Annotated in this window: 14 protein-coding genes; 8 read left to right on the top strand and 6 right to left on the bottom strand. The window is 35.9% G+C overall.

Annotation, left to right across the window (positions count from 1 at the left end; all coding sequences use genetic code 11):
- The first annotated feature begins 167 nt into the window (after positions 1 to 167).
- Positions 168 to 983 carry a T9SS type A sorting domain-containing protein gene (locus tag ACFQ13_RS07710; RefSeq protein WP_386115908.1) on the top strand — a complete coding sequence of 272 codons (816 nt, stop codon included), beginning with the start codon at positions 168 to 170 and terminating at the stop codon, positions 981 to 983.
- Between the two features lie 134 nt (positions 984 to 1,117).
- On the opposite strand, the gene ACFQ13_RS07705 is transcribed toward ACFQ13_RS07710, so the two are convergent.
- The 4 genes from ACFQ13_RS07705 to ACFQ13_RS07690 all read right to left on the bottom strand — a co-directional run bounded on the left by ACFQ13_RS07705 (position 1,118) and on the right by ACFQ13_RS07690 (position 6,744).
- Positions 1,118 to 1,468, bottom strand: a complete 351-nt coding sequence (locus ACFQ13_RS07705) for a hypothetical protein (protein ID WP_386115905.1) — start codon at positions 1,466 to 1,468, stop codon at positions 1,118 to 1,120.
- A 384-nt stretch (positions 1,469 to 1,852) separates the two neighbouring features.
- Positions 1,853 to 2,584: a hypothetical protein gene (locus ACFQ13_RS07700; protein WP_386115902.1), complete on the bottom strand. Its 732-nt coding sequence runs from the start codon at positions 2,582 to 2,584 to the stop codon at positions 1,853 to 1,855.
- Between the two features lie 85 nt (positions 2,585 to 2,669).
- A complete protein-coding gene (locus tag ACFQ13_RS07695; protein WP_386115899.1) occupies positions 2,670 to 5,927 on the bottom strand; it encodes a S41 family peptidase in 3,258 nt (1,085 codons plus the stop codon).
- Positions 5,928 to 6,138: 211 nt separating this feature from the next.
- On the bottom strand, positions 6,139 to 6,744 hold the full coding sequence (locus tag ACFQ13_RS07690) for an acyl carrier protein phosphodiesterase (protein ID WP_386115896.1): 606 nt from the start codon (positions 6,742 to 6,744) through the stop codon (positions 6,139 to 6,141).
- A 79-nt stretch (positions 6,745 to 6,823) separates the two neighbouring features.
- Between ACFQ13_RS07690 and glmM the strand changes: the two genes are divergently transcribed.
- A complete protein-coding gene (gene glmM / locus ACFQ13_RS07685; protein ID WP_386115893.1) occupies positions 6,824 to 8,212 on the top strand; it encodes a phosphoglucosamine mutase in 1,389 nt (462 codons plus the stop codon).
- Between the two features lie 79 nt (positions 8,213 to 8,291).
- Positions 8,292 to 9,797, top strand: a complete 1,506-nt coding sequence (locus ACFQ13_RS07680) for an aminotransferase class V-fold PLP-dependent enzyme (protein WP_386115890.1) — start codon at positions 8,292 to 8,294, stop codon at positions 9,795 to 9,797.
- A 223-nt stretch (positions 9,798 to 10,020) separates the two neighbouring features.
- Here the strand turns inward: ACFQ13_RS07680 and ACFQ13_RS07675 are convergent, their stop codons facing one another.
- Complete coding sequence (locus ACFQ13_RS07675; protein WP_386115888.1) at positions 10,021 to 10,911, bottom strand: lysophospholipid acyltransferase family protein; 891 nt, start codon at positions 10,909 to 10,911, stop codon at positions 10,021 to 10,023.
- 60 nt (positions 10,912 to 10,971) lie between these two features.
- On the opposite strand from ACFQ13_RS07675, the gene ACFQ13_RS07670 reads away from it, so the two are divergent.
- The gene (locus tag ACFQ13_RS07670) at positions 10,972 to 11,625 is read left to right on the top strand and encodes a rhomboid family intramembrane serine protease (protein WP_386115885.1); all 654 of its coding nucleotides are present in this window, start codon (positions 10,972 to 10,974) and stop codon (positions 11,623 to 11,625) included.
- A gap of 121 nt (positions 11,626 to 11,746) precedes the next feature.
- Here the strand turns inward: ACFQ13_RS07670 and ACFQ13_RS07665 are convergent, their stop codons facing one another.
- The gene (locus tag ACFQ13_RS07665; RefSeq protein ID WP_386115882.1) at positions 11,747 to 12,883 is read right to left on the bottom strand and encodes a redoxin domain-containing protein; all 1,137 of its coding nucleotides are present in this window, start codon (positions 12,881 to 12,883) and stop codon (positions 11,747 to 11,749) included.
- A gap of 155 nt (positions 12,884 to 13,038) precedes the next feature.
- Here ACFQ13_RS07665 and mnmE point away from each other — a divergent pair, with 155 nt between their 5' ends.
- The 4 genes from mnmE to ACFQ13_RS07645 all read left to right on the top strand — a co-directional run bounded on the left by mnmE (position 13,039) and on the right by ACFQ13_RS07645 (position 17,076).
- Positions 13,039 to 14,445: a tRNA uridine-5-carboxymethylaminomethyl(34) synthesis GTPase MnmE gene (gene mnmE, locus ACFQ13_RS07660; protein WP_386115879.1), complete on the top strand. Its 1,407-nt coding sequence runs from the start codon at positions 13,039 to 13,041 to the stop codon at positions 14,443 to 14,445.
- 163 nt (positions 14,446 to 14,608) lie between these two features.
- Positions 14,609 to 15,028 carry a helix-turn-helix domain-containing protein gene (locus ACFQ13_RS07655; protein WP_386115876.1) on the top strand — a complete coding sequence of 140 codons (420 nt, stop codon included), beginning with the start codon at positions 14,609 to 14,611 and terminating at the stop codon, positions 15,026 to 15,028.
- A 6-nt stretch (positions 15,029 to 15,034) separates the two neighbouring features.
- Positions 15,035 to 16,129, top strand: coding sequence for a phage integrase SAM-like domain-containing protein (locus ACFQ13_RS07650; protein WP_386115874.1), 1,095 nt, complete (start codon positions 15,035 to 15,037; stop codon positions 16,127 to 16,129).
- On the top strand, positions 16,129 to 17,076 hold the full coding sequence (locus ACFQ13_RS07645) for a DUF6617 family protein (RefSeq protein ID WP_386115871.1): 948 nt from the start codon (positions 16,129 to 16,131) through the stop codon (positions 17,074 to 17,076). The genes ACFQ13_RS07650 and ACFQ13_RS07645 overlap by 1 nt, the downstream gene beginning before the upstream one ends.
- Positions 17,077 to 17,100: the final 24 nt, after the last annotated feature.

The raw sequence follows: 17,100 nt of genomic DNA, 5'->3' as shown, positions 1-17,100 counted from the left end.
GTTTTAATTCTAGCTTATGGTTGTGATTTTTTTATTGTAGTGACGAGAGTTTTGTGTTTTTGTTAATTTATCTGTTAAAATATTTGTTTGTGTTAAAAGAGGTGTAGTTTGAAGAAGTGATTTTTTTTTAGCATAAATTGCTAGTTAACCTTTTAATTTAATAACATATGAAGAAAATTACTTTATCAGCAGCCCTATTATTCATAGCTTTAGGCTTACAAGCTCAAACCTTTCCAGCTCCATATTGCGAGATTGCAGATGAAGAAGATGTGTCTGTAGAGGAAATTTCAATGGTAAGCTTTGCAGATGTTAACTTCGTAAATACAGATGTTAGTTCTGTTTTAATAGATGCAACGTCTAGTGTGGCTAGCCTGTCTCTTGGGGAAATTTACACTATTGAAGTAAAAGGAAATACAGTAGGAGCATTTGAAGCTGATATTGTTGCTTTTATAGATTGGAATCAGAATGATATTTTAGATGATGATGGTGAGGTTTACGCCGTAGGAACTCTATTTGATACCGATGGTACCGATGATGAATCTGTGTCTTTAGATATTACAGTGCCAACTGATGCTGTTTTAGGTGAAACACGTATTAGAATTACTAAAACATATAGGGATGACGTTTCTCCGGCGGTGATTGATCCATGTGGTATAAAATTTAACGTTGGTGGATTTTCTCTTCAATCAGGCTTCGGTCAAGCATTAGATTTTACATTGAATTTAGCCACATTAAGTACTGAGACTTTTGAGCGTAATGCTTTAGCTGTTTATCCTAATCCTACAAAGGACGTTTTAAACATCGATTACAGATCTGATTTAACAGGTGTAACAGTTTACAATATTGTTGGGCAAGAGGTTTTGCGTAAAAATATAGAAGCTTCTCAATTACAATTAGATTTATCTGAATTTACTTCTGGTGTTTATATTGTAAAATTGTTTTCTGAAGAAGGACAACATAGTTTTAGAGTTGTAAAACAATAGAGTAGAAGTATAGAAGGCGTAAAATGTAAGATTTACGTTTAATTTAGTTTAAAGTTCTTCTTGAAGCACTTTATTAAACCAAAAAAACTTAGTCGAATAGACTAAGTTTTTTTGGTTTAAAATATGTTGTTTTATTATAAAGCTGCCATCAGTTCTCCAGCGTCAATCGCTTTAGAATAATCAGCTTCTACATGGTCTAAGAATCCAAAGAATTTAGAACCATCTTTTTTCTTTAAAGTCACCGTTACACTACCATCATTTTTAGTCTCTATTTTGTCAATAACTACGGCCTCATTTTCTACAGATTTATAGCGTGTTACAACACCTCTTTTTATAAGGATATTGGCTTTCGGAAAATCGATGTGCTTGTAACTTTGTGAAGCAGGCGACTTAACCATTAGATTATCACCAATTTGTGGTGTGTTTTGTGCAAATCCTGTTATAAATAGACCTAAAGATAAAAGTGTAAAAAGTAGTTTTTTCATAATTAATAAGGTTTAAATTGTTGATATTGGCAAAAATAGCAAGATTTTTACGCCTTATTTAGTGTTTTTTGTAATTATTAACATTTTTTGGGAGGGGCGTTATTAAAGGTTGTAAATCTGAATGTTAGCGCTTCTTTTTTACTGAAAATTACGCTTTAATTTTGGAGGAATCCATCTAGTTTTTTAGCTGAAAAAAGCCTCAGTACCTACGCTTTTTAATAGGGCTTGAATTCATATGTATCAAGCTTCAATATTCTGAAATAAAAAAAGCAATATTTCGATAGGGAAATATTACTTTTTTTTAGTCTTATTTTTATTGCGATAAGAAGGCTTTTTAGCAATGAAAAACAGTTGATTAACTTCAGAATTAATGCCTTGTAGATCTTATAATTTTAAGCCTTTAATATCGGTCAGTTCTATTCCTAAAATGAGTAATTTATGGAATGTAGGAAGTTGGGCAGCACTTTCGGTTTCTGTCCAATCGCTCCAACTGGCTTCTAAACCTTTTATGGGTAAAATATCGACCCACATTTGAAAGCTAACAGGTTTGTACGTGTCATCTAAATGCCATAAATAGGAGTCGCCTGGTGTAGAGCCTCCTGACGTATAGGTAACGAGTAAGGCTTCTTTGTTGTCTTTAGTAGTTACAATGCTGCGCTTAACGCCTGAGTCAAATACTTTATACGGGGCCACTAACCAAAACGAATCATTATTAAAATAACCCTCTGCCTTATGGATGTAATCGTGTTTTTCAATACCGTTATACGCTTCACCGGCAACAAAGACTGATGAATTATCATGATTTTTTAAATCTAAAATAACCGTGATCTTGTCCCAACTGACTTCGCAATTTTGTTGGGTTTTATACCATTTATAATGATGTCTTCCACTAAAACTCCATTCTAAATAATCGGTATTTTTATAGGCAACATCATTTAATGCTGAAAGCATGTTGTAGGCCAATTCATCGGCTTTTTTTCCTTCTACACCTGTTGGTAGGGGTTCGTTATATTTAAAATACACAAAACCATAAAGGAGTAGAGTAGGAAGGGTGAAGAATATAATAATACCTCCAATAATTTTAAAAATCTTTTTAAGCTGAGATGGTAATGCCACGTTTGTTGTATTGGTTAGGGTTGCAAAGTTACTATATTTAATTCAGCCTACAGTCGCCGTAAACCGTGCTATTTTTAACTGTTATTTAATGGTCAGCATCGTAACCTTCTGGGCGTTTCCAGCGTACGGGCGCTTTAGGTTCTGGTTGTAATTCAAATTCCTGTGTTTTTAATAAGTTTAGGGCTTCTTCAATAGCACGTTCAAGTTGTGGGTCTGTGCCTTTAGAAGTTTGTTTTGGATCTTGAATAACTTCAATATCTGGCGCAACACCTTCACCTTCTACAGCCCATTTTCCATCCACATCGTAAAAACCACCACGCGGCGCCACCATGCCACCACCATCAATAAACGGTGGGGTATCCCAAGTGCCTACAAGTCCACCCCAAGTGCGGGTTCCTATCAAAGGGCCTATGTTTTTCATCTTAAACATATAAGGTAATAAATCGCCTCCAGATCCAGAACGTTCGTTTATGAGCATCACTTTTGGGCCCCAAATTCCGGCAATAGGAGAGGTCCATGGTCTTCTGTCGTTGGCTTTACTGTTGAAATAACCATAAAGTTCTCGAGACATAATGTCCATCATATAGTCTGCTGCTGAGCCCCCGCCATTATTACGTTCATCAATAATAACTCCTTTTTTATTTTGCTGTGAGAAGTAGTAGCGGTTAAAGGCCTCAAAGCCTTCTTTACCTGTATTGGGGATATAAACGTAAGCTAATTTCCCGTTAGAACGCTCATCGACAATTCTTCGGTTATTTTCAATCCACGCTGTCGTCCTTAAAGCGCCTTCATTAGCAACCGGTTTTACCAACAGGGTTTTGGCATCCTTTAATGAAGGTTTAGAATTTACGGTTATGGTTATTTCACGACCCGCGGTTTGTTCTAATAACTGATATGGATTTACAGTTTGGTTTAGCGGAACGCCATTAATTTTTAAAATATAATCGCCTTCTTGAATCTGAAGTCCAGGCTGTGCCAATGGGGCTTTAATATCGGGATTCCAACGTTCACCAGAAAAGCGTTTAGAAATTTTATAATAGCCCTTGTCTAAAATGAAATCACAACCCAATAAGCCTACAGGAACACGATCTAAATCAGGGAAATCTCCTCCATACACATAAGAATGGCCAATAGCAACTTCACCACTCATAATATCAACCACGTAGTTGAGGTCGGTACGGTGTCTTACATGAGATATCCAAGGGGCATACCATTTGTAAATTTTATCCCAAGGCGCACCGTGTACATTATCTACATAGAGAAAATCGCGCATAAATCTCCAACCTTCTTTAAAAATTTGGTGGGCTTCCGCTTTAGGATCTATTTTTATTTTTAAGGTTGTGGCTAGTTGATCTTTTGCAGGGTTTGGGGTTGTTTTTGAATCTGATAACAACCAGCTGCCTTTTTTTAACAATAGTGTAGACTGACGATCTTCAGAAGTTATCATTTGAACAACGCCATCGGCATAGTCCGTTTTTTCTTGTTGCTCTATATTATAACTATAGATTTTAAGGCCTTCTTCATTCTGAATCGCTTCAGCAATAAAGACCGTGTTTTTAGGCCCTTTTATAAGTTCGGTATAATTTCTAGCCGGTAAGTTGAGCGCTACAGCACGATCTAAAATCCCTTCTTCTGTAATAGTCACGGTTGGGATGTATTTGTCGTCTTCCGCTTTAGATTGGTCTTTTTGTTGTTCTTCTGTCTTGTGAGCTTCGGTTTCCATATCCCGTTGTGGAAGATTAGGAGCTTTATCTTCAGCATTTAAAACAATGGCATATAAGTGCCGCGTTAATGTGGCTGCAGCATCGTAGTTACTCATATCTAACCAACCGGACTGCAATCCGTAGTTGGTGCTCGCTAGTGTGTACAGGTATTTTCCAGAAACATCCCAAACAGGACTAATGGCATCGGCTAAAGGATCTGTAAGCTGAATGGTTTTTTTATTGCTAATGTTATACGCAAAAAGGGCTTTAAAATGACTTTCGGTTTGTTTAGAAAACGCAATCCATTGACTGTCTGGTGACCATACCGGATTCATCGTTCTATTAGGATGAGCATAACGATCTGTGGCTACAATTTTCGCTTTTTTAGTCTCTAAATTAAGAACCCAAATATTGTAATGCGTATCGGTGTAAGCTAAATGTTTTCCGTCTGGTGACCAGTCGGGCTTAAAATAAAAGGTAGGATTTGGTAATGGAATTTCCTCTATGTTTTGCCCATTTTGATCCGCAATCATTAATTGATATTCGCCACTCTTATCAGAAAACCAAGCAATTTTATCGCCTTTAGGAGACCAAATCGGATTTCGGTCTGCCACACCAGGCGATTTGGTAAGGTTTATCCAACTGCCATTCTTTTTAGGAACCGTAAAAATTTCCCCGCGATGTTCAAAAATAGCACGTTGGCCGTTTGGCGATAAGTTAGGATGACTTAATTGCGGGGCTGTTACGGTTTCCCATTTGGTTCTGTAGAAATTTAAATCGGCCTTAACCTCAATATTTAAGGTGTTGCTTTTTCCTGAAGTTGGATTGAAAATATGAAGATAACCGCCTTGCTCATAAACCAATTGGTTTTGGCTAGCATCTAAACTTTTAACGTCGAATTTTTTATGAAAGGTGATTTGTTTTTCTTCCTTAGTTACGGGATTAAAAGACCAGATATTCATGGTGTAATCGCGCTCAGACATAAAATAGACCAGACCTTCTAACCACACCGGATCTAAATGCCGCTCTTTTGTAGGTTGTGAGGTTCTAGTTAAGGCTTTCGTTTTTAAATCCACCACCCAAATTGGCATGGCTTGTCCACCGCGATAATTACGCCATTCTGCATCCCAACCTGTAATTGGAGTATAAGCTAAATACTGACCATCGGGTGATAATTCGCCATAGGCCGCTCTTGGAATATCGAGGGCTACAGGTAATCCTCCTTGAGTAGAAACCGTAAAGAATTTACTCGTCATAGTGGGCTGACGCTCACGACTAGAACGAAATAAAACGGCTCCGTTTGGAGTCCAACCTTGAACGTAGTCGCCTTCAGGATGAAACGTTAAGCGTTTTGGTTCTCCTCCTTCCGAAGGAATAACATAGACATCAACATTACCATCATATTCTGCTGTAAAAGCAATTTGGCTGCCGTCGTTTGAGTAATGCGGATTAGACTCGTAGCCTTCACCACTAGTTAACCTAAGGGCTGTTCCTCCACTGACTGAAGCTTTCCATAAATCGTTAGCGTAAACAAAGACCACATCGTTGCCATGCATGGTGGGTTGTCTTAATAATTGTGTGCCTTGCGCGAACATTAAAAATGAGTAGAGCATAGCGGAAGAGAGCATAAAGAATTTCATACGGCTGTATTTTTTAGAGTGCTAAGTTGAGGTTGCATTTTGGAACATCTAAATATACAATATCACCCGCTATGATATAGGAAATCAGCCTAAAAAAACTTATAGTCGGTTTAAGTGATCTTGTGTCTTATAGCCTGTAATAGGAATAAAATGAGATTATTGTGGTGTGGAATCGTGTAGAATAAAGCGAAAGCTGAAGAAATGGGAACCCTTAAGAAATTTGAAAGGCTTGTTCTATTTCTAAACGTTTAACAGTACTGAAATCCATTAAATCTTCAAAAAAAAGGGTGAAATCCTGTTCAAATTCATCATAAAATAATTGAAGTTCTTTGGTGGCTTCATTCATTTTAGATAAGCCTTTAGTGCGTTTGTTCATCCCATTTAAAACCTTTTGGATCCCTTCAATAGAGGCGTAACTTAATAACCAGTTGTCCTTAATCATTAGAGGAGTAAGCGTTTGAAATCGTGGAGGTAAAATAGTGATATTTTCCATGAGATCGTCATAGAAATTGGCCACATAAAGCTCTAAGGGAATGGAAGAGTAGGAGGCCCAATTTTTAGCCAGAAAATGATCAAAAAAGATATCTATAATCACACCACTATAATGCCCATAGCCTTTATGTAACCGTTTTGTACATTGCCTAAAAATAGGATGTGCATCCGTATAGGTATCAATTTGACGGTGCAGTAGAATTCCAGCCTGAATCTTTTCAGGATAAGATTGGTAGGCTTTGCCTCTAACTCCATCGGCAACAAAATTTCCGATGGCAAGGTATTTTCGGTTTCCTGAGAGGTAGATATGGGCTAAAAAGTTCATATTTCGAAATTACAAATTCATAATAACATAATGGTGAAAAACGGGATATCTCTTTATATTTGTACAAAACTATTTTTTTATGACTTTAATAAAATCGATTTCTGGAATTCGTGGTACTATTGGTGGTGCAGTTGATGAAAATTTAACCCCTATAGATGCGGTTAAATTTGCTGCAGCTTATGGAACGTGGATAAAGCAACAACGTCGTAAAGACAATTATAGAGTTGTTGTTGGTCGCGATGCACGTATTTCTGGTGAAATGATTCAGAATTTAGTAATGCATACCTTGGTAGGCCTAGGAATTCATGTGGTTGATTTAGGTTTGTCTACAACACCAACTGTTGAAATAGCGGTGCCTATGGAACATGCGGATGGAGGTATTATTTTAACTGCGAGTCATAACCCTAAACAATGGAATGCCTTAAAATTATTGAATGCTAAAGGCGAGTTTTTAAACGGTGAAGAAGGTGAGAAAATTTTAAATATAGCCGACTCTAACGCTATGGAATTTTCAGAAGTGGACGATTTAGGGAAAATTACCGTGAATGATGCTTATATCGATTTACACATTGATGAAGTTTTAAAATTACCTTTAGTCAATAAAAAAGCCATTGAAGCTGCTAATTTTAAAGTGGTTGTTGATGGTGTAAACTCTACAGGAGGTATTGCCATTCCTTTATTATTAGAACGTTTGGGAGTTGAACCTGTAAAATTATATTGTGATCCTACAGGGCATTTTCCTCATAACCCAGAACCTTTAAAGGAACATTTAGGAGACTTAGCTAAAGCCGTGGTTAAAGAACGTGCCGATTTTGGTATTGTGGTAGATCCTGATGTGGATCGTTTGGCTTTTATGGATGAAACCGGAGAGATGTTTGGTGAGGAATATACCTTGGTGGCTTGTGCCGATTATGTACTGAGTAAAACTCCAGGAAATACAGTAAGTAACATGAGTTCTACAAGAGCCTTACGCGATGTGACTGAAAAACATGGAGGAACTTATGAAGCGAGTGCCGTTGGTGAAGTTAATGTAGTGACCTTAATGAAAAAGAACAATGTAGTTATTGGAGGTGAAGGTAACGGTGGAATTATTTATCCAGATTCACATTACGGACGTGATGCTTTAGTCGGGGTAGCACTATTTTTAAGTTTGTTAGCAGAAAAGGAAATGACCGTGAGTGCTTTGCGTGCGTCATACCCAAATTACTTTATGAGTAAGAAAAAAATTCAGTTAACGCCAGGTTTAGATGTGGACGGTATTTTAAAAACGATGGAAGCTAACTACAGTCATGAAAAGCTAACCACCATTGACGGGGTTAAAATTGATTTTGCAGACAGTTGGGTGCATTTACGTAAAAGTAATACTGAGCCTATTATTAGAATTTATACGGAAGCGCCAACCCAAGAGGCTGCAGATACCTTAGCTGATCGTTTTATAGCAGAAATTAAAACGATTGCTAATCTCTAGTCAGAGTTAGCACTGAAGCATAACAAAAGCGGAAGTAATTATAACAATTAAGAGCGATTTTAATTGTTGAAATGATAGAATGATGATTTTAGAAACACATACAGAAGAAGCCACAGCATTAGAATCTTACTTTGGTCAGTTTAGAGCGCATATCATTGGGCAAGATCAAATGTTTAACTCGCCTTATGGTGAGCAAAAAATAATTTATACAGATTGGACGGCTTCAGGACGTTTATACCGCCCTATTGAAGAAAAATTATGTAATGAATTTGGTCCCTTTGTTGCTAATACCCATACCGAAACTACGGTTTCGGGGACGGCAATGACTAAAGCATACCACAAAGCAAGGCATATTATTAAAGACCATGTTAATGCCAATGCTGATGATATTTTAATCTGTTCTGGAAACGGAATGACTGGTGTAATTAATAAGTTTCAGAGAATTTTAGGTTTAAAAGTACCTGAAAACTTAAAGAGTTATACCAATATTCCAGATGAAATGCGACCTGTCGTTTTTATTTCGCATATGGAGCACCATTCTAATCAAACGACATGGTTAGAGACCGTAGCAAAAGTAGAGGTGGTTCCGCCGAATGAGGAAGGTTTGTTTTGTTTGAAGAATTTAGAAACCTTGTTAGAGCAGTATAAAGACTGTACCATTAAAATAGCGTCTATTGTTGGTGGCTCTAATGTTACTGGGATTCAAATTCCACATCACGATGTCGCAAAATTAATGCACCAACATGGTGGGGTTTGTTTTGTGGATTTTGCCTGTTCAGCACCTTATGTGACTATGGATATGCATCCAGAAGATCGCGAAGCTCAATTAGATGCCGTATTCTTTTCTCCTCATAAATTTTTAGGAGGCCCTGGAACCTCTGGGGTTTTAGTCTTTAATAAAAAACTGTATAAAAATATGGTGCCAGATTGTCCTGGTGGAGGTACGGTAAGCTGGACCAATCCTTGGGGTGAGCATAAATACATAGACAATATTGAAGACCGTGAAGACGGTGGTACTCCAGGTTTTTTACAAACCATAAAAACAGCGCTTTCTATTCGTTTAAAAGAACAAATGGGAGTAGAAAATATTCTGAAACGCGAACGTGAATTGGTGGATATTATCTTTGATAAGTTAGAAGGGATTTCCAATATTAACATTCTAGCCGGTCAGCATAAAGAGCGCTTGGGCGTTATTTCTTTTTATATTGATGACTTGCATTTTAATCTTGCCGTTAAGATATTAAACGATCGTTTTGGTATACAAACACGTGGTGGCTGTAGTTGTGCAGGGACCTATGGGCATTTCTTATTACATGTAGATCAGCAAATGTCGCATGAGCTAACCAATGAAATTTCAATAGGCGAATTAGTACGTAAGCCAGGATGGATCCGTATGTCTATTCACCCAACAACCACAAATGCAGAAATCAACTATGTTTGTGAAAGCATCATAGCTTTAGCTGAGCAACATGAAGAATGGTCAAAGGATTATGAATACTCAAAATCTAACAATGAGTTTATTCATAAATCAGTAGCCGATGTGGCTTGTGCCTCTACAAATATTGATGCTTGGTTTGATTTATAATGAATTATATAGCGTTACTACCCTAAGCTTTAAGTGAAACTTTGGTTTAGGGTGTTTTTGCTAAATAAACGGTGCGTTTAGCCCAAAATTAGTCCAATATATTTTTACTGATACTAACGGTTTATAGGAAGCTATTAAATGTCTTTTTTGAAGAATGTGAGGGTCTGAGACTTTATAAGCCGTATTCATTCGTCTAAGAGCATTAGAAACGAGTAAGATTTCCTTATTGAAATTCCACAGGAATCTTATCGCGGTGTTTCCAGCGTTTATGTGTCCAAAGATAATATTGTGGGGCTTCTTTAATTTGTTCTTCTACCATTTTGAAGAACAAATCTGTAATTTCATAATCATCAAAGGTTTTAGGTGCTTCGGTAATCGTGGTAAAAGTGGTTTCGTAATACCCACGCTTTATGCGTTTCACACTAAAAAAGACCACTGCCATATCCAATCGTTTAGCAAGCATTTCAGCACCCGTATACATCGGTACTTTTATGCCCATAAATTCATTCCAATGAAAAGCTTTCCTGGCTTTTGGCGATTGGTCAGAAACAAAACCATTAATGGTGAGCTCGCCTTTTCGTTTAGAATCGAAAAGCACTTTGTAGGTTTCTTTAGTGGTGATGAGGTGAGAGTTATATTTTGCTCGTATACGTTTTACTAATCGATCAAAATACTTATTAGCAAGTCGCTTATAGACCGCATACCCTTTATGTTTTACATGTTTTTGTAAAATAAAAATCCACTCCCAGCTTCCGTAATGAGCACACATTAAAATAATGCTACGTTGTTTAGCTTCTAAATCATTAATGAGCTCTACATTGGTGAATTTAAAGCGTTTTTTCATCTGTGCTTCCGTAATGGTTAAAGATTTAATAGCTTCAACCATCATATCACAAAAGTGGTGGTAAAATTGACTTGTTATTGTAGCGATGTCTTGTTCCGATTTATCTGGAAACACTAACCTTAAATTGTCTTGTACTGTTTTCCTACGGTATCCTACAACACGGTAAACGAAAAAGTAAATCACGTCTGAAAGTCCATAGAGTAATCTAAAAGGTAATATAGAAATTAACCAAAGAATCGGATAGATTATGATGTAAGCAATAAGTTGCATTAAACAATGTTAGGGTTGAAGCGCAAATATATTATATTTGATTTATAAGATTTAGAATTTATGTATAATTTAAGTATTGTAACCCTTGTAATTATTGCGGCAAATGCCCTGATTTCTTATAAAGGTTTTGGAGATCGTTTGTTTTTTGAACAGTATAAATTTAATGTAGGAAGCATAAAAAGAGGCGATCAAATAAGAATGATCAGTTCGGGGTTTTTACATGCCGATTTGACGCACTTGCTCTTTAATATGTTTACCTTATACATGTTTGCAGGCGCTGTAATTTCAGAATTAGGGGCGATTAAATTTGTTATTATTTACATTGCCAGTCTTATTTTTGGAAATCTCTTGTCCTTATATTTTCATAAAGATGAAGATTGGTACAGTGCTATAGGAGCTAGTGGTGCGGTGACTGGAATTTTATACGCTGCTATTTTATTACGTCCTGAAATGAGTTTGTATATGTTTTTTGTACCGATTCCTATTCCTGGATATATTTTTGGAATTGGTTATTTGTTGTATTCCATTTACGGTATGAAAAATAGAATTGGGAATATTGGTCACGATGCCCATTTTGGAGGCGCTATTGGTGGTTATGCGGTCACCTTAATTATGATGCCCAGCTTGTTTCAAACGGAATTATTGCATATCGGGATTTTAGCCATTCCTATTCTAATCCTTTTTGTGTTATATAAAACAGGAAAACTTCATTAAAAAGCTTTTATATTGAAATTTTTAGATCTCTAAAAGCCGTTTTAGTAGCGGTCATTTAGAGCAAAAAAAAGCTTAATAGTTTGGGACTATTAAGCTTTTTTTTAATGGCGTTTTATGGCGCTTATAATTTTAAAAGTTCTTGAACTTTGAGCTCTAGGGCTTTTCCTCTGAGGTTTTTAGCAGCAATTCTACCGTGTTTATCTAGAATAAAAGTAGCTGGTATAGCATTAATATTATAAAGTTGCGCCACAGGATCTTGAAAATACTTAAGACTAGAAACATGTGTCCAAGTTAATTGATCTTGTTTTACAGCGGTCATCCAAGCCTTTTTAGGATCTCTTTGGTTTCTAGAACCATCTAAGGAAACGCCTATAATTTCTAAACCTTGACTGTGGTATTTATTATATACGTTAACCACATTAGGGTTTTCACGACGACAAGGGGCACACCAAGATGCCCAAAAATCGATGATTGTTACTTTTCCTTTGACCTCTTCTAAGCTCACCATTTTACCGTCTGGATTGGGCGCTTCAAAATTTGGTGCAATTTTTCCAACATTAACTTGGGCTGTTTTTAAAAAGTCGGCCATTAATTTATCGAGACCTATTTTAACAGAAACGCCTTTTGGAGAGTTTTTAATTTCAGAATCTAAAAGCTTATAAGCTGCCATATAGCGTTCAATATCTACATTGTTTTTTCCGATGCCTTGTTCTATTAAGGAGAGACTATAAAAACTAGAGCTATGATTTTCTATAAATTTTAATGGAGCTTCAGCACGTTTTTGTTGGGCCACAGCATAAAGTTTAGAAATAGAATCTCTGATAGATTTGTCTCGGAGTTGTTGTTTCAACTGTTTTGCCTCTTCTACGAGTTCTAATATTTGTTTTTGGTACGCTTTATAATCGGCATGAGATTCAGAACCCGTGACAACAGACGCAGCGATATCATCCTTATTAACTTCAACAGTGATATGTTTATTTTCTAACATAAAATTCAGATCACCTTTCACCGAATTAATAGAAATTAACGATAAGGAAGGCGTCATAACTTTACCCGTAAACGAAAATTTTTCATCCACAACAATGGCGGTATCAATAACTCTAGAGCGACCGTTTTGCTGTTTGATTTTCAGGTAGGCACGCACTCCGTTGTAAACCCCTTTTGCAGTAGCATCAATAAGGTAATCCGTTCTTTTGGGCTCTGTTTTACAAGCGACAAAAAGTAAACTAATGAGTGTGAGGGTTAAGATTTTTTTCATGTTGGAACTGTTTTTAGGCTGGTCGTTTTAAGGTGTTACAAATATAAAAACAAAGCTGTAATAGCAAACCTTAAAAACAGATCTCTGAAGTTGATGATGATAATATTTAACCAATCCCATAATTTACAATACTTTTGTAGCAAAGAATTAAGAATATGCATAACGATACTATTGTAGCCTTAGCAACCCCATCGGGTAGTGGTGCCATTGCGGTAATACGCTTGTCTGGACCTGAAGCCTTAACCTTGGCCTCAAATCAGTTTAAGTCGGTTTCTGGTAAAGATCTAAAGGCACAAGCCACACATACCATTCATTTGGGCCATATTGTGGATGGTGAAAAGACGATAGATGAAGTATTGTTATCCCTTTTTAAAAACCCTAATTCTTATACCGGTGAAGATGTTGTAGAAATATCTTGCCACGGCTCTTCTTATATTCAACAAGAAATTATACAACTCTTTTTAAGAAAAGGTTGCCGCATGGCGACTGCAGGTGAATTTACATTAAGAGCCTTTTTAAACGGGAAGTTAGATTTAAGTCAAGCTGAAGCTGTTGCCGATTTAATTTCTAGTGATAACGAAGCTTCACACCAAATCGCTATGCAGCAAATGCGTGGTGGTTTTTCTTCGGAAATTGCAAAGCTTCGTGAAGAACTTTTAAATTTTGCCTCTTTAATAGAGTTAGAGCTTGATTTTGCTGAAGAGGATGTAGAGTTTGCAGACCGTACGCAGTTTAAACAATTGATAGAGCGCATTGTTTTTGTGTTAAAACGACTAATAGATTCATTTTCGGTAGGGAATGTGATAAAAAATGGAATTCCTGTAGCTATTGTTGGTGAGCCTAATGTGGGGAAATCGACCTTACTCAACGCCTTATTAAATGAAGATCGTGCTATTGTTTCTGAAATAGCAGGAACCACGCGAGATACCATTGAAGACGAAATCTCAATAGGAGGAATGGGTTTCCGTTTTATAGATACGGCAGGAATCCGTGAGACCAAAGATGTCGTGGAAAATATTGGAATTAAGAAGACGTTTGAAAAAATTGAACAGGCCCAAGTGGTTATGTTTTTAGTCAGTAGTCTGCAATTAGCAGCAGGTGAGGAGGCCATTTCATCCTTTCTAATAGAAATTGAAAAAGTAAAAAATAAATTCCCACAGAAGCAATTACTTGTGGTGTTGAATAAAATTGATCAGATTACTGATACCGACTTAGGTGAAATCTCAACTGCTTTAAGAACGCAAGCCTCTAATGTAATTCCTATTTCTGCCAAAACGGGCTTTGGTGTGGAGCAACTCACCGATCAACTTTTGAATTTAATAAACACCGGCGCATTAAGAAATAATGAAACGATAGTGACCAACTCACGTCATTATGATGCCTTATTAAAAGCCTTTGAGGAAATTCAAAAAGTACAATACGGCCTAGAAACAAACTTGTCTGGCGACTTGCTAGCCATAGATATCCGTCAGGCGTTGTACCATTTTGGTGAGATCACAGGTGAGATCACAAATGATGATCTACTAGGTAACATTTTTGCTAATTTTTGTATTGGGAAGTAACTCACTTTCTTTTTCTTGTTAATACCTTGTTATTGTTGTGTTTACGGGTTTTTATCTTCTCTTTTTTGTTGTTTGTTTTCCCTTTTTTGACTAAATTTGTTGTATATCTGTTGCCTTAAATACAGATTTGTTGCCCAAATCTGTTGGCTAAGATATAGGCGAAATGATGCACCATAACGCACCACGTTGCACCATTACGCTACATAAAGCACCATTTATGAGCAGTAATTTATTCATCCCAAAAATTTGTAAACATTGTGGAAATGCGTTTACAGCACGTACAACAGTAACTAAATACTGTGGAGACACTTGCGCTAAAAGAGCATACAAAGCCAGAAAGCGTAATGAAAAAATCCAAGCTACTCTTACAAATGATATGCAACATCAAAAAGAGCTTGTTGTATCTCAAAATCCTAATGCTGTAAATAACAAAGATTTTTTAAGTGTTACAGAGGCATCACAACTTATTGGTGTTAGTAGATGGACCATTCAAAGAATGATACAACAAGGACGTTTAAAAGCTGTCCCTTTTGGTAGAAAACGTATTGTTGCCAGATGGCAAATAGAAAATCTTTTTAATTAGCATCCTATGAAAGTAACATTGAGACAACGCAAGAAGAATGACAAAATAAGTTTGTATTTAGATTACTATCATAAAGGTAAACGCAAAACAGAATATTTACGTTTATATCTTACGGTTAACCCTAAAACCAAAACCGAAAGAGAAGTTAACAAGAAAACCAAGCAACTTGCAGAAACTATTTGTGCACAGCGACAAATTGAAATTCAAAATGGCATCTATGGTTTCCAAGATATTGAAAAGCTAAAGGGTAGTTTTATTACTTACATCACAGCTTTGGCAGAAAAGAAAAATACAAGTTCTGGCAATTATGGGAATTGGAATAGTATGTTAAAGCATTTAAAAAAGTTTTGTCCAACTGATGTTAGTTTTCAAGATATAGACAAATCCTTTGTTGAGCGTTTTAAAGAGTATTTAGATAAAGATGCAATTGGTAGAGCAGGTAAACAACTATCGCAAAACTCAAAATATTCATATTTTGGTAAATTTTCAGCAGCACTTAAACAAGCTGTAAAAGATGGCATTTTAAAAGTGAATCCAGCCAATGGTGTAGAGTACTTTAAGCAAGGAGAACCTCAACGAGAGTTTTTAACGCTTGACGAATTACAAAAAGCAGTGAACACCGAATGTGAGTTACCACTTTTAAAAAGTGCTTTTATTTTTTCAGCTTTAACCGGATTACGTTGGTCAGATATAGAAAAACTAATATGGTCAGAAATCCAGCACTCTAAAGAAATGGGATATTATATCCGATTTAGACAAAAAAAAACTAAAGGTGTTGAAACCTTACCAATATCAGACCAAGCAAGAAATCTATTAGAAGAAGAAGGTAAGCCCGATGATAAAGTATTTTATGGTTTACATTATAGTGCCTGGTCTAACTTAAAATTACAACAATGGATGATGAAAGCAGGCATTACTAAAAATATTACCTTTCATTGTGCGCGTCATACCTATGCAACTTTACAATTAACTTTAGGAACAGATATTTATACTGTTTCCAAGTTATTAGGTCATAAAGAGTTGAGAACTACACAGATTTATGCCAAGGTAATTGATGATAAAAAGAAAGAAGCTGCTAACCGTATTCAACTGGATTTATAATGAAAAGAAGCATATTTTCAAGTTTGGTTTCTATAACCAATGGCTTACATAGAGATAATAGACAGGAAAAGGATTTTAAATACTTATTGTCTGATTTTAAATTGAATCCAAAAGCCAATAACGCAGTTTTTAATGTAAACTTTAAAAAGCCTTTTAACGCGAAAAAAGAATACTACCAAAAAATTATATGCAATGAAACAGAAAAAACAATAGCTTCATTTGTAACTAATTTTCCTAAAAACGCCAATACACCAGAAAACAAATACAGCTTTACAATTCTGCATAATAAATATGATAAGTACTTAAATGATATTGCAACTTATATTAATACAAGAGCTATTACAAAAGATTTAAGTGAAGATGATAATTATATAATCAACTACTTAAAAGTGTCAGTAATAAGATTGTATGCTGAACTACAAGAGCAATACGGTCAGTTTTCAGAAAATACAAAATTCTCTATTTCTGAAATTGCAGAAAAATATTTTAATGATGAAACTTTTGATGTTAGCTTAATAGAAAAGAACACCACTAAAAAAGTTGCTGCTAAAACAAAATCAAAAACCAAAGCAAAACCAAAAACCTCATTTGGTTATAAAAGTAATGATACCTCAACCTTGCTAACTGTCCTTAAACAAGTAAATCTAAAAATAGATTTGTTAGATAACCGCACAACAGTTGAACAGTTGCACCAACTGTTATTAGCAAAAGATTTTGCAAATACAGAATCGCAAATATATTTACAATGCGAAACAACACAGTTTAGTTATCTGGTAACAAAATTGAAACCGTTTTTTAATGGTTTTAATCCCACAGCAATAGAACGTTCTGGAAAATTTGTTACTAAAACAGGTACGCTATTAAAGGCGAATAATCTTCACAAAAACAAAGTTCACAATCCTAAAGAAAAGGAAGAAATAGATAAAATCATTCAACAACTGCAATAAAAAACAGTAAGAATAGTAAGAAAT

Origin of the sequence: Winogradskyella rapida, from assembly GCF_042675845.1 — a bacterium.
Classification (GTDB): Bacteria; Bacteroidota; Bacteroidia; order Flavobacteriales; family Flavobacteriaceae; genus Winogradskyella; species Winogradskyella rapida.
The sequence above is the reverse complement of the archived record's forward strand: the minus strand, read 5'-3'. Positions and strand labels throughout refer to the sequence as shown.